Source organism: Pseudoalteromonas sp. NFXS53, assembly GCF_056629255.1.
The window spans coordinates 20,048-33,902 of the sequence record NZ_JBWVBR010000026.1; the positions used below are offsets into that span (position 1 = coordinate 20,048).

The window sequence follows — 13,855 nt, forward strand, 5'->3', positions numbered from 1 at the left end:
GCCATTTTTTTCAGGAAATTAAATTACATAGAGTTAAACTTCACGATAGTTCTTACGGTAATTTTCAACCCATAGCTTGGTTGCGCCACATACCGCAACAGGCATTACGATCAAGTTTACGAAAGGAATTGAGGTGAGCACGAATACTGCAAAACCAAACCCGTACGATAACCCCTGTTCGCTTTTTAGGTCGTCTTTCATTTGCTTGAAATGAATCTTGTGATTATCAAACGGGTAGTCGTTGTACTGTACGTTGTACATCCAACAGGTAAATAGCACCCACATGATTTGCCCGAATACAGGGAGTATCCAAAGTAAAATAAAGAAACCAATTGCCCTAGGAAGATAGTAACAAAGCTTAGTCCACTCTCGTCCAAGCATACGCGGTACGTCTTTTAAAGTATCTGACAGCTTATCGTCATTGATAGGTTGGCCTGTTAAATAGAGCTCAACTTTTTCACTAAGCAAACCATTAAAAGGTGCGGCAATGAAATTGGTTATCACAGTGAAAACCATGGAGTATGAGAATAAGATCACCAAGATAGCAATCGGCCACATCAGCCATTCAAGCCAACTTAACCAAGATGGCAGCAAGTTGTTGATGTATTCAAAGCCTTGAACTAGCCAATCATATAAAAAGAATAAAGAACTGCCGAATAGCAAAACATTAATAAACAATGGAATAAATACAAAGCGCTTTAGTCCTTTTTGAGTTATTAACGAAAACCCAGCAATGAAATACTCAATACCTTTGCCTAACTGCACAACTAGCCTCAACAATTATATGTACACGTTTTTAGTATAAAGTGTTCCAGAGACAGCGACTAGCGCTTATGGTAACAAACTATGTCAAAGTGGAAGCTTGCGATCAGCAATAAGGTTATTTAGGCAATTCAACGTTGTAACGTTTTGCATACCATAAAAAGAAGGGCAGCTCGATGACTGAGAAGCTGACAAGTGTAAACCACACCCAGTTAACTTCAGTGAAAACTAAAGTGAAAGTTTGAGAAGAGCCCATATATACAGAGCCGACGACAAACAAAGAAATCACCGATGCAATTAAATCTTGTAGAGAGATCTTCTTAAAGTCATTGCCCGCATATTTTGGGTTTGCATAAAAATAGGCAACAAACAGAACAATAAAATTAACCGCGATAATTGCAAATTCAGGTGTCATAGTCGATAAACTGTTTAATAAAAACGCGAATAGTGTAGCGTTATGAGGATATACTGTCCAAATAAAAGAAAGGAAAAAGGCGAGTAAAGTAACCCGCCTTTGTGCTAGCTCAAGCTTTCAATAGCGATTAAACCAGTCCTCAATAATACTCGATCATTTAGAGGGACTAAAATAGACACTAACTTCGTTTAAAATTTATTATTTAGAACAACTAAATAGCAAAATTTTCGCCTTGTTATCGCCAAATTTTCTTCGCCTCAAAATAGAACGCTTAATTAAGAGGACTGGTTTAAAACGTATAAGTCGCTGAAATACCGAAAGTACGCGGGTCAATAATACCTGCGTTGCCATATGGGTCACGGGCATTTGCAGGTGAACGGTGAGTTACAGCTTGTCTATCTAACGCATTATTCACGAATACATTGAATAGCCAATTCTCCAATTCATAGTTGGCATGCACTCGAACCAGAGAGTAGTTACCCGCTTTCTTTTCTGGTTCATTAGTAAATGTCCCAAAAAACTCATCAACATAATTACCAGAAAGACCGACATTGAAGGCATCATTGAACCAATACTTAACACCAGCATTGGCGGTGATTTTGGGGGCTGAGTTGAGCTCTTTACCATCTAAGTCTTTGAAAGTTTCAGTGCCATCTTTCATTTCAGTCTCAAGAAGACCTAGACCACCGGTCACTTGTACATTGTCTGAGAGCATAGCCGACATTTCTAATTCAAGGCCATATGTATCAACGCGAGCGAGGTTATCAATGTTCCTATTTGGTCCAACAGCTTGATAGCCTTGGTAGGCATTGAAGAATACATTGGCACTGAAGTTAATATTGCCATCATTCAGTGAGCTTCTTAGGCCAGCTTCGTAGGTGTTCACATATTCAGCATCGTAGTAATAGTACTGCTGCGTCATCCAGTTAAAAGCACCGCCGGCAGAGTTATAGCCTCGGCGTGCACTGATGTTTGCGGTATGTTGTTCATTTATTTTGTATTGCAGAACCACTTTAGGTAAGCGAATGGTATTTTCTTGATCAAGTATAGAGCGTGAGCGATGAACCAATTGTTCACCTTCCATCGCATTTTCTATGTAATCACGGAACTGTGATTCTTGTTCTACACGTAGACCTGAAATCACACTAAATTGCTCATTGATGTTGTAGCTGACTTCACCATAGATTGCGCGTGAGTCACTACTGTCGTTACCTTGATATAAGAAGCCAGTATGGCTTTGGTAATCCTGCTCTCGCTCAAAATAGGCCAGGCCAATAAAGCCCTTAAGCGCTGCATCATTTAAACCAAAGTTGTACTTACCATCAAAAGTCACGTTCTTTTCATTCATAATCAGTAGCTGATTTCTCGCTTCAACTAATTCGTATGAATTAAAGCCCCACCTGTGATCCATATATGCCCACAACACATCGACGCTGCTGTCTTTATCAATTGTGTAGTCGACATTTAATTTTGTTGTGCGTGTATCTGTGTCCATATTTCTTTCGAAATTTGGTACGAAGGCCCAAGGATCGTCATTTCTAAAATAACGACGGCCTGAGTTGCCTTCTTCACTGTTGCTGTCAAAACTTAACATAGTAGAAAACCCTTCAAGGGCTTTTGGCTTCCACAATAGCTTAGTGCCATAACGCGTGGTTTTGAGTTTGTCTAAATCAAATTCAGGGTTGTGGGTTGGGTGAATGATGCTGTTATCATAATCATTGCCTTGAAGACCTTGCGCTGTGAATCTAAATGCTAATTCATCTTCAATAATAGGGCCCGACGCCATCACAGAAGTATCAATGTAATCACTTTGATTACGGTATCCAAGCCTACCTGCGGCTTCCCAATCAAAACTTGGATCTTTGGTTTTAATGAAGATCATGCCACCAAGGCTGTTTCGGCCATTCGTCGTTGACTGAGGGCCTCTGAATACCTCGATTTGTTCTACATCCCAGATACCTGAGTCACCGGTTAAGTCAGCCATGTAAGGTTGGTAAATGCCATCAACCAAAATTGAAACACGGCCCTTAGCACCCCCTGTTACACCATTAAAGCCTGCGGCAGCACCATTACCGGATACACCGCGAATGTCAGGTAAAGCGCCTGGTTTAACAACCACATTGGCAATTTCAGAGACTGCTGAAGTAACGCTTAAATGAGTCAATGTTTTAAGCAATTCCTCATTGATTACTGATACAGAAGAAGCAGTATCTTTTAAAGTTCTATCGGCTTTTTCACCCATGATAACAATGGTTTCCATTGATTCATGAGTTGTGTTGTCATCTTCAGCGAAAGCAGCTGTATTTAAAAACGCACAAGATAGTGAAGCTGCAATTAAGGTCTTGGTAAACATCTTAGACATTATGAGATCCTCTCAATAATTTTTGGATATAGGTCGGCTTTCCTACCGATACTTGGTATGGATGCGCATGCCGAGCTCGTCGAGTTGACTGTTGAATATAATAAGTGCAGAGAATTCAACGGCGGGGATTATAGGTACAAGGATGTTAAATGTAAATGCAAATAATTATCAATAGTGATGTTTTAAATCAAAACAAGCAGTTCTGACGCTGAAAGGTCGCAATCTGTTTGTGTTTATAAATATCAGGTATAATCGCCAAGGTCTTTTGTGGGGTAACTATGATTTCTAAAAACCAACTAAAATTATTGCGTGCATTGGCGCAGAAAAAATATCGCAAACAACATAATTGCTATTTAGTGCAAGGAGAAAAAAATATCCTTGAGTTGTTTGCTGCCAATGTGCCAGTAAAACAGTTATTTGCCTCACCAGCATTTATTGCAGCCCATAACGATAAGATTCTTGCCGATGACATTGTCGAAGCCGATGAAGAAAGTTTAAGTAAAGCGAGCACGTTAGTAAGTAACAATGCAGCCATTGCCATTGTTACTATGCCAGAGCCAAGCAGTATAGACACATCAGGCCTCGTGTTAGCGCTAGATGGAGTATCAGACCCTGGAAACCTAGGCACTATTATTCGCGTGGCTGACTGGTATGGCCTAAAGCAAATCGTGGTTAGCCAAGATTGTGCTGACCATTTTAATCCTAAGGTGATCAGCGCGACCATGGGCTCATTTGTTCGTGTGAATGTGATCCGCACTGACTTGGCGGCTTTTTTAGCGGACTATGACGGCGATGTTTATGGCGCCTACCTGGGTGGTCAAAGTGTCCATAAAACGCAGTTTGCTGCAAAAGGGGTGTTGGTGATGGGCAGCGAATCTCATGGCATTCGAGAGCAAGTTGCACCTTTCATCAATCAAAAGATCACCATTCCTGCTTTTGGTGGGGCCGAGTCGCTGAATGTGGCTATGGCTACAGGGATCATCCTAGATAACATTAAACGCCAAGATTATACCAACCCTCAATAATGCTCAATTATTTTGAGGGACTAAAACTGACGCTAACTTCGTTGAAAATTTCTCATTTAGAACAACTAAATAGCAAAATTTTCGCCTCGTTATCGACAAGTTTTTCTTGCCTCAAAATAGATCGCTTAATTAAGAGGAATGGTATTAATCTTTGAAGATTATTTTGTTATTGTTTTCAATTAACTAAAGTAACCCTAACAAATCATGCGGCTGACCCATATTAAGCTTGCTGGCTTTAAATCATTTGTTGAGCCCAGCAAGATCCCGTTTCCAGATCAGATGACCTGTGTGGTCGGTCCCAATGGCTGTGGTAAGTCTAATGTGATTGACGCCGTACGCTGGGTGTTAGGTGAAAGCTCAGCAAAAAACCTGCGTGGCGATGCCATGACAGACGTTATTTTTAACGGCTCAACACACCGTAAACCTGTCTCTCAAGCTTCGGTAGAACTTTTCTTTGATAATACTTCAGGTGTGTTACAAGGCAGTCTCGCCAATCGAAATCAAATCGCGATTAAGCGTTTAGTAACCCGAGACGGCCAATCATTGTATTTTCTCAATGGCAGCAAATGTCGTAAACGCGATATCACCGATATTTTCTTAGGCACAGGCCTTGGCCCGCGTAGCTATGCGATTATCGAACAGGGGATGATCTCTCGCTTAATTGAAAGCCGCCCACAAGAGCTCAGAGTATTTTTAGAAGAAGCAGCCGGTGTTTCTAAGTACAAAGAGCGACGACGCGAAACCCAAACCCGTATTCAAAGTACCCGTGATAACTTAGAGCGCTTGTTAGATATGCGCCAAGAGCTGAAAAATCAGCTTGATAAACTCGCAGTGCAAGCAGAGCAAGCCAAGCAATATCGTGAGCTTAAGCGAGATGAGCGTTTGCTCAAAGGCCAAGTTGCAGTCATTAAATGGCAAAAGCTAAACACACAACAACAGCAAAAAGCCGCCGAAATCGCAGAGCTTGAAAAACAAATCCGCTTTTTTAGTGACGCCCATCAAGGTCATGCTGATGTGCTCTCAGCATTAGAAGCAAAGCTTGAACAAGACACCCATAAACTAGAAGACACACAGCAGCAAAAGCACCGTATTCATACCGAGATAATTCGCTTTGAACAGCAAAAACTCAGTGCACAGCAACAAAAAACACAACTACAAGCTGATATAGATAAACAAAAGCACGCACTTAAAGAAGCACAAGATGCACTGCAAACGCTGCAGTATGCGCAAACTGAGTTTACCGAGCAACAGCAAGCGGCTGAGCAAGGGCTTGAACAAGCGAAAGACGCGTTATTAAAAGCACAAAATACATTTGAATCGTCACAAGCTGCACATAAAGCACAACAAGCGAAGTTAAATGCAGGGCAGCATGAACTATCTGAGCAGCGCCAAGCACTTCAGCAAGCAGAACAAAATCTTAAGCAAGCAGAGTTATCGCTGACTCACTTGCAGGCAAATATTGCAGATGTGGCAAAGCAAATTGAACAGCAGCAAAGCCAATCAGTCACAAAAGAGCTCGATGCAGCAAAAGCCGAATTTAATCAGCTTGCGAAACAAATGGCTGGGCTACAATCGCAGGCCAAGCAACTGGCTGTTGCTTTAGATGATGCACAGACTAGTTATTCAAAGGCCGAGCTTGAAGAGCGTGAGCGCGCACAAAAGGTCAGTAGCTGCAAAGCAAATATCAGTGCGTTAGAGAATGTGCTTAGCTCACTGACCGAGGACGTACAGCAGACGTTACTGCAAACCTTATCCGTTACGGCTAGTCATGCAGCGATTGTTGAAAGTGCGATTCTTGGCATGACGTTATTGCCTGTGAGCGAAAGCACCACTGAGCATGGTGTCTGGAATAACAACCGAGCGCCTCGCGAGGGCTCAGTTGCAAGTTTACTGCAGGGGCAGGTTTACCCTGCATTTTTAAACCAGATCCAATTACTTGAACAAGGTCAGCGATTTACTCCTGATCAAGGCTGGTGGATGGCCGTTGATGGCGAAGGTAACTTGTATGGTGAGAACTTTAGAGTTAGTAAGTCTAAACAAACATCAGTTGGCTTATTAACACAGCAAACGCAATTAAACGAACTTAATGCTGAATTACCAAAACTCATCGCAGACGTTGAGCAAACAAAAGCGCAAAAAGAAGCCCTGCAAACTCGTTTACAAGTAGCACAACAAGAAATAGAGAGTAACAGTGCCAGTATTCACCAAATCGCACAAGGTATGGCGAAGGCACAAACTCACTCCGAGCTATTAGAAAAGCAACATGCTAATTGGCAGCAAACACTCGAACAATATCAACAAAAGCAAGACGCGCTTCAAGCACAGTTAACTGAGCAAGCAGCACCTATTGCCAAGCAAAAACAACAGATTGCGGACATGGTAGCTGCCCTTGAGTTACTTCAAGCGCAGCAAATTGAGTTACAAACTCAGGCTGATGAACAAGAGCAGGCCTATATTCAGGCCGCAAGTCACTCGAAAACGGCTCAGCAAGCATTGCATCAGGCAGAGCTTGAGTTACAAAAAGTACAAAATACGTGGCAACTTGAGCAAACAAAGCAGCAACACAGCCAAAGCGTGTTAAATAGCGCTCTAGAGCGACTTGAAACTTTACAGCAGCAATTAGAAGATCAACAACTGCCACTGCTAGAGTGTGAAGAGCAGTTGATGGTTTTAGTTGAGCAGCATCAAGAAATCGAAATTCAGCTAGAGCAGTGCCAAACGCAAAAGGCACAAGCCCAAAAAGCATTGCAAGATAAACAAGCGAGTTTGCAAGACGCGCAATCGGGCGTTACGAAAAAACAAAATCAGCTTCAGCAGCTTAAATTAGCAGAGCAAGAGCTAATGATTAAAGCGCAGTTGATGCTAGAGCCCCTTGAAGAGTTACAGCAAACACTCAAAGATATTCTGGCAAGTTTGCCAGAAACCCCTAAGCTGGTGAGCTTTCAGTCAAAGTTACAAAACACCACTGCGCAGTTGTTGGAGTTAGGTGCGGTAAACCTTGCTGCGATTGAAGAGTATGACCAAGCCCTTGAGCGCAAAACGTATTTAGATGAGCAGCTTGATGACTTAACTGCCGCACTTGAAACCCTTGAAGGGGCTATTCGTAAAATAGACCGAGAAACCAAGCAACGCTTTAAGCAAACCTTTGATCAAGTAAACAAAGACTTTGCAGGCTTGTTCCCGAAAGTGTTTGGAGGTGGTCAAGCTTATCTTGAGTTGACCTCAGATGACCTGTTAGAAACCGGTGTGGCGATTATGGCTAGGCCTCCGGGCAAGAAAAACTCAACAATTCACCTTTTAAGTGGTGGAGAAAAAGCGCTGACCGCATTATCATTAGTGTTTTCAATATTTAGGCTAAATCCAGCGCCATTTTGTATGCTGGATGAAGTTGATGCACCGCTTGATGACGCCAACGTTGTGCGTTTTTGCCGTTTGGTCGAAGAAATGTCACAATCGGTGCAATTTATATATATTAGTCACAATAAAATCGCCATGGAAATGGCGGGTAGACTGACGGGGGTAACCATGGCAGAACCGGGTGTTTCGCGTATGGTTGCCGTAGACATAGAACAAGCAGTGCAAATGGCACAAACGTAGCAAGATAAAGGTGAGTAATGGCCGAAGAATTAAGATGGGCATTAATCGTGATCAGTGCGCTAGTTATTGGCGGTTTATTGATCCACGGCTTATGGTCAGTAAGAAAAAAAGAAACACCAGAACAAACTGATAATACTCCGAAACCACAGCCTAAAGTTGAGCCTGCGGCCCCAGCGACAGACAATGAGCCTGAACTGGGTGATATGAATTTTTCAGCAGTAGATGAAGAGCCAACTGCTGAACCTGTTGCTGAAGAGCAACAACAAGACGCTGCGCCGGCAGCAGCCCCTGAGCCACAAGACTTTATTATCTTGCACATTGAAATGCCAGAAGGTCTTTCTATGGCGGGCTCTAAGCTATTACCTTGTGTTTTGAGCTTAGGTTTTAAATATTCTGATGAAGGCTTCTTTAACCGTCATGTTGAGCCTTCAGGTAATGGCCCTGTATTGTTCCGCTTAGTGAATATGTTCAATCCAGGTACGTTCGATATTGATAACATGGAGCAGTTTAGCACTGCGGGCGTGAGTTTATTTATGACGCTACCATGTGAGGGCGATAGCCTAGCAGCCTTTAATATGCTGCACAGTGCTGCTAAGAAACTGTCTGACGAGTTTGGTGCCACGGTGCTTGATCACCAACGTCAGCCTTTAAGTGTTGAAACGGTTCGCAGCTATGTTGAAAAGGTTCGCGAATTCGCCGCTTAATGATTAGCGCGTTATGATTTTTTAGGCCACCGAGCTCACGCTTGGTGGCTTTTTGTTTTTAGAGGTCGAGATGTCAGAGTCAGTTGTTAAGCAAATTGATGCATTAAAACAGCAATTAGAAGAATATAACTACCAGTATTACGTATTAGATAATCCAAGTGTGCCAGACGTAGAATACGATAGGGTTATGCGTGAGTTAATGGCGCTAGAGCAAGCAAACCCTGAATTACTCACGCCTGACTCTCCATCGCAAAAAGTCGGTGGGGAAGCGCTGAGTAAGTTTTCTCAAGTGACTCATAAAGTGCCTATGTTGTCTCTTGATAATGCTTTTGATGAAGCTGAATTCACCGCATTTAATCGTCGTATTCAAGAGCGCTTATTGGTGAGCGAGCCTCTGGATTTTTGTTGCGAGCCAAAGCTCGATGGCCTAGCGGTATCTATCTTATATAAAGATGGCGTGTTAGTGCAGGCGGCAACACGCGGTGACGGTCAAGTTGGTGAAAACATCACTGAGAACGTTAAAACCATCCGTAACGTACCGTTGCGTTTACGTGGTGATGATATTCCGGCTGAGCTTGAAGTGCGTGGTGAAGTATTTATGGACACGGCGGGTTTCGAAAAATTAAATGAAACGGCGTTTGCTAAAGGTGAAAAAACCTTTGCTAACCCGCGTAACGCGGCAGCAGGTAGTTTACGTCAGCTTGACTCTAAAATTACCGCTAAGCGTCCACTGATGTTTTACGCTTACTCAACCGGTGTTGTTGAAGGTGTAGAGTTGCCAGATGCACATTTTGAGCAACTCAGTAAGCTCAAAGATTGGGGCTTTCCAATGTGTCCTGAAACGCGTCTAGTGACAGGCACCACAGAAGTAATGGCGTATTATCAAGACATTCTTGAGCGTCGAGCAAGTCTTGCCTATGAAATCGATGGTGTGGTGATCAAAGTAAACCGCAAAGATTACCAACAGCAACTTGGTTTTGTTGCCCGCGCACCGCGTTGGGCCATTGCCTTTAAGTTTCCTGCGCAAGAAGAAATTACTCAATTACTGGATGTTGAATTCCAAGTAGGTCGTACCGGTGCAATTACACCGGTGGCACGTTTAGAGCCGGTTTTCGTCGGTGGTGTAACCGTGTCAAACGCAACGCTTCACAACCGTGATGAAATAGAGCGCCTTGGCGTAAAAGTCGGTGATACCGTCATTATACGCCGAGCGGGGGATGTAATACCTCAAGTAACACAAGTGGTGCTAGATCGCCGCCCTGATGATGCTACAGACATCGTTTTCCCTGAAACATGTCCTGTATGTGACTCACACGTTGAGCGCATTGAAGGTGAAGCTGTCGCCCGTTGTACCGGTGGGTTAGTGTGCCAAGCACAGCGCAAGCAAGCGATTAAACACTTTGCATCACGTAAAGCATTCGATATTGATGGTCTTGGCGATAAAATTGTCGATCAGCTTGTTGATAGAGAACTGATTAAAACACCTGCTGACTTATTTACCTTAAAGCAAGGCCATTTTGAGTCATTAGAGCGCATGGGGCCAAAGTCGGCGTTGAACTTAGTAGGCGCCTTAGAAGCTGCAAAGCAAACGACTCTGGCAAAATTCTTATATGCTTTGGGTATTCGAGAAGTGGGTGAAGCGACCGCGCAGAATCTGGCAAACCACTATTTAACGCTAGAAAAGGTAATGGCAGCGAGCACGGATGACTTACAAACGGTTAGTGATGTAGGCGTTGTGGTTGCTAAACACATTCATGCCTTCTTTAACGAGCCACACAACCAAGCTGTTGTGAATGCACTACTTGAAATTGGTATCAATTGGCCGCAAATAGAACAGAAATCTGCGGATGCACAGCCGCTTGCAGGGTTAACGTATGTTTTAACCGGTACATTGAGCCAGCTAAATCGTAACGATGCGAAAGCGCGTTTGCAGGCTCTGGGCGCAAAAGTGGCTGGCAGTGTCTCTAAAAACACTCATGCGCTTGTTGCAGGCGAAAAAGCGGGTTCTAAGCTAACTAAAGCACAAGATTTAGGTATTGAAATCCTTGATGAAGATGCCTTAATCGCTTTGTTCGCTGAACACGAGTAATACCGAGCAGCAATTATAGAAATACACTTGCTAGTAACGCGGTCAATATGGCCGCGTTTTTGTAGTAGTACCTCTGCATAGAGGGTAGGACATTTATGAAACATTACGGCCCAGAATATTGGGATAAATATGGCGTGTATCGAACACCTTTGGCATTCAACTTGACGCTGGTGGTGTTGCTGCGTGCCTATTTTTTATGGACTTTTTCTGCATTGGCAAGACGTCCCGATATCGATTTTATGTCGCTGTTCTTTGTTTCTAAATTCCACTTCTTTACGGCGTTAGGTATTGGAGCCATTGCCATTGTGCCGACTGTAATATATTCACTTCGCCGACCAACCAGCTCTCAGAAGTTAGCTAAAATTTGGCGACATATGCGCTGGCCGTTATTGCTCTGTGCATGTTTAGATTTAACCTGGTTGATCTATCAAGCATCACAATCGTATTACCAATTTTCGATGTTTTTAGCAGTGCAAATGGTGCTCTTGTTGTGGGTGATATTATATTTGCTGAAAAGTCGCTATTTAAGTTACTTTTTTAATGATTGGCCTGAGCCTGAAAAACAAGATAACAAGGGGTAAATTATGCTGACCTGGCAAGATGTTTTAAAGTACGCCAATACTGGTAATCCAGAGCCGAAAAATCGGGTTGAAAAAACTGCTGAGCAATGGCAGCAAGAGCTAGACCCTGAAGTCTTCTATATTACCCGAAACAAAGGCACCGAAAGGCCGTTTAGCAGTGGTAGTTGCACGGTATTTGAAGCCGGAGACTATCATTGTGCCTGTTGCAATAATTTACTGTTTTCAGGGGATGAAAAGTTTAACAGTGGTACAGGTTGGCCATCATTTACAAAGCCCGCCTATTTAGAATCGATTGCTTATATTGGCGATAACAGCCATGGCATGCAGCGAGTCGAGATTGTGTGTAATGTGTGTGACGCGCATTTAGGCCATGTATTTCCTGATGGGCCACCACCAACAGGTTTACGTTATTGTGTAAACGCGTTATCAATGACAAAAGCGTAATATATTTTAGTTAAAGCTTATACCAATCCCCTCAATTAAGCGTTCTATTGAGGATTGGTACTATTCTAATGAAAGTCCCAGCTCATCGCAGGTGACTTTCAGCTTACCTAAGCGCTCTTTCTGATCTGTTTCTAAATCCACACTGTTTAAAAGCGCAAAGCACTTCTTGAGCAATGGGGTGTTTATGGTGTTTTCTTTTTGGTGGTTTTTGTCTAATAGACATTGCGCCAAATTAAGAGCAATACTGGCATTTTTTGGCATGACTCTAAACGCTTGCGTAAATGCTTCAAGCGCGACATCAATTCTACCGCGGTTAAACTGAGTCACAGCATGGTTGTTGAGCTCTTTCGGACCCATGGTAATGTCTTGTTTTTCGGTTTTTTGCTGATGAATATAGTGTAGGGTAGTGGGGTCACTAATGTCTTTATGACGCTCACAGTGTTGTATGATTTGTGTGAATAAATCTTGAGCCTTGTGCTGCATCCCTAGTTCATGACAAGCTTTTGCTTTATCAAGTGCAGCATCGATAGATCGTATTGTTGGTTCGTCTTCTAGTTGATTAATAAGTTGAATCGCTTTTTGGTGCTCATCTTTCAAGTAGTGAATACGCGCGTTTAAAACATCTAACTGGGTTTGATTATCGGCATTGGGAAATTGTTTCTTTAAATCACCTAGATATTTTTGTGTTTGTCGTGTGATGCGATTAATTTGCTCAGTTTGATCTGTGGCTAAGGCAAAGTCGATGCCCGCTCTAGCTGCATTTAGATAGATCTCAGGGCTATCATGAATGGAGTGCTTAGCGTACTGAGCGATGTCTTTATGCGCGTTGTAGCTAGATTCGTAATCATGATTAATAGATGCAACGCGACCCAAGTTTTTTTGCCTCTCGATATTACGAGGTGCCATACTAGATGCTTGCTGGAGGAAGGTTTGTGCGTTTTCAAATTGATTCAATTGCATTTCAAGGCGACCAAGTAAGTCGAGCGCAACCAATCGAGTTTCAGAGCGTTCTAACATGGTCTTTAGCATACGTTGAGCTAGCACATGTTCTTTGTTTGCAATTAAAGCTTCTACCAGGCCAATTTTAGCCCAAGCGAATTTTTGTAAAGAAAGCGCTGATTTGTAGAATGTTTTAGCCTCATCAACTCGTTTTAGTCTAAGCAACGCTTCACCTTTGAGCTTAAGCATTATAGGGCTATAGGTGTTGTCATTATTATCGAGTTCTTTGTCGATAAACTTAACTGCTTTCGAGTCATTTCCATCATCAATTAAAGTGAAAATTTGTTTGAGCGCAGATTTGCGCTTTAATACGCGAGTAAGCCTTGCTTTTAATTCTTTTATTGAAAATGGTTTTACTAGAAAGTCATCGGGTTGAAGTTCAAGAACACTATGAACAAGCTCGCCGCTGGTCTCTGCTGAGACAAAAATAAAAGCGGTGGTGTTTTTGATGAGATTTTTATTTTTGAGTTCTTCGTAAAGCTGATAGCCGTTTTGTCGCTTAGTTAAGTCAAATGAGCAAATAATTAAATCAAATTTTTCATTGGCGCAAAGCTCTATCGCAGCAACGGCATGCTCAGCCATATAGATATGCTTAAACTGTAGCTGCTCCAAAGAGCGCCTGAGGTGACTCAGAGCGAGTGGCTGTTCTTCGACAATTAACAGCTTGATATTGCTAAAGTTGTTTAAGCTCATTGAATAAATTAGTAACGATAAGGGCTTATGACAGTCTAGACCTTTAATGGGCTTTTTTAAATAGTTTGGAGATAAAACAGAGTAAGATTAAGAATTTAAGATTGGATTATGTGGTGGGTCGTACTGGACTTGAACCAGTGACCCTCGCCTTGTAAGGGCGATGCTCTCCCAACTGAGCTAACGA

The 13,855-nt window shown here is 42.6% G+C and carries 10 protein-coding genes; 6 read left to right on the forward strand and 4 right to left on the reverse strand.

All coding sequences use genetic code 11. The annotated features are described in order from the left end of the window. Positions 1-33: 33 nt before the first annotated feature. From cysZ to AC1HJP_RS19895, 3 genes are all read right to left on the reverse strand, one after another. The gene (gene cysZ, locus AC1HJP_RS19885) at positions 34-765 is read right to left on the reverse strand and encodes a sulfate transporter CysZ (RefSeq protein ID WP_404393695.1); all 732 of its coding nucleotides are present in this window, start codon (positions 763-765) and stop codon (positions 34-36) included. 115 nt (positions 766-880) lie between these two features. Continuing rightward, complete coding sequence (locus AC1HJP_RS19890) at positions 881-1,177, reverse strand: hypothetical protein (protein ID WP_480363257.1); 297 nt, start codon at positions 1,175-1,177, stop codon at positions 881-883. A gap of 289 nt (positions 1,178-1,466) precedes the next feature. After that, positions 1,467-3,539: a TonB-dependent receptor gene (locus AC1HJP_RS19895; RefSeq protein WP_480363258.1), complete on the reverse strand. Its 2,073-nt coding sequence runs from the start codon at positions 3,537-3,539 to the stop codon at positions 1,467-1,469. 278 nt (positions 3,540-3,817) lie between these two features. On the opposite strand from AC1HJP_RS19895, the gene AC1HJP_RS19900 reads away from it, so the two are divergent. The 6 genes from AC1HJP_RS19900 (at position 3,818) to msrB (ending at position 11,979) form a co-directional block, all read left to right on the forward strand. After that, a complete protein-coding gene (locus AC1HJP_RS19900) occupies positions 3,818-4,564 on the forward strand; it encodes a TrmH family RNA methyltransferase (protein WP_404393701.1) in 747 nt (248 codons plus the stop codon). Between the two features lie 204 nt (positions 4,565-4,768). Continuing rightward, a complete protein-coding gene (locus AC1HJP_RS19905; protein WP_480363259.1) occupies positions 4,769-8,161 on the forward strand; it encodes a chromosome segregation SMC family protein in 3,393 nt (1,130 codons plus the stop codon). Positions 8,162-8,178: 17 nt separating this feature from the next. Further along, positions 8,179-8,865 carry a cell division protein ZipA gene (gene zipA / locus AC1HJP_RS19910; RefSeq protein ID WP_480363260.1) on the forward strand — a complete coding sequence of 229 codons (687 nt, stop codon included), beginning with the start codon at positions 8,179-8,181 and terminating at the stop codon, positions 8,863-8,865. A gap of 70 nt (positions 8,866-8,935) precedes the next feature. Beyond that, complete coding sequence (gene ligA, locus AC1HJP_RS19915; protein ID WP_480363261.1) at positions 8,936-10,954, forward strand: NAD-dependent DNA ligase LigA; 2,019 nt, start codon at positions 8,936-8,938, stop codon at positions 10,952-10,954. A gap of 95 nt (positions 10,955-11,049) precedes the next feature. Next, positions 11,050-11,535 (forward strand): DUF2919 domain-containing protein, encoded by a 486-nt coding sequence (locus AC1HJP_RS19920; protein WP_130255033.1) that lies wholly within the window; start codon positions 11,050-11,052, stop codon positions 11,533-11,535. Positions 11,536-11,538: 3 nt separating this feature from the next. Continuing rightward, entirely contained in the window at positions 11,539-11,979 is a 441-nt protein-coding gene (msrB, locus tag AC1HJP_RS19925) for a peptide-methionine (R)-S-oxide reductase MsrB (protein WP_138567009.1), read from the forward strand. Positions 11,980-12,039: 60 nt separating this feature from the next. Here msrB and AC1HJP_RS19930 read toward each other — a convergent pair whose 3' ends face one another. Continuing rightward, on the reverse strand, positions 12,040-13,671 hold the full coding sequence (locus AC1HJP_RS19930) for a response regulator (RefSeq protein ID WP_480363262.1): 1,632 nt from the start codon (positions 13,669-13,671) through the stop codon (positions 12,040-12,042). Positions 13,672-13,855: the final 184 nt, after the last annotated feature.

What these genes read in the sequence shown, in the direction of transcription:
- AC1HJP_RS19930 (WP_480363262.1), bottom strand. Translation starts at nt 13,671, where the DNA reads ATGAGCTTAAACAACTTTAGCAATATCAAGCTGTTAATTGTCGAAGAA.
- ligA (WP_480363261.1), top strand. Translation starts at nt 8,936, where the DNA reads ATGTCAGAGTCAGTTGTTAAGCAAATTGATGCATTAAAACAGCAATTA.
- AC1HJP_RS19890 (WP_480363257.1), bottom strand. Translation starts at nt 1,177, where the DNA reads ATGACACCTGAATTTGCAATTATCGCGGTTAATTTTATTGTTCTGTTT.
- AC1HJP_RS19920 (WP_130255033.1), top strand. Translation starts at nt 11,050, where the DNA reads ATGAAACATTACGGCCCAGAATATTGGGATAAATATGGCGTGTATCGA.
- zipA (WP_480363260.1), top strand. Translation starts at nt 8,179, where the DNA reads ATGGCCGAAGAATTAAGATGGGCATTAATCGTGATCAGTGCGCTAGTT.
- msrB (WP_138567009.1), top strand. Translation starts at nt 11,539, where the DNA reads ATGCTGACCTGGCAAGATGTTTTAAAGTACGCCAATACTGGTAATCCA.
- AC1HJP_RS19895 (WP_480363258.1), bottom strand. Translation starts at nt 3,539, where the DNA reads ATGTCTAAGATGTTTACCAAGACCTTAATTGCAGCTTCACTATCTTGT.
- AC1HJP_RS19900 (WP_404393701.1), top strand. Translation starts at nt 3,818, where the DNA reads ATGATTTCTAAAAACCAACTAAAATTATTGCGTGCATTGGCGCAGAAA.
- AC1HJP_RS19905 (WP_480363259.1), top strand. Translation starts at nt 4,769, where the DNA reads ATGCGGCTGACCCATATTAAGCTTGCTGGCTTTAAATCATTTGTTGAG.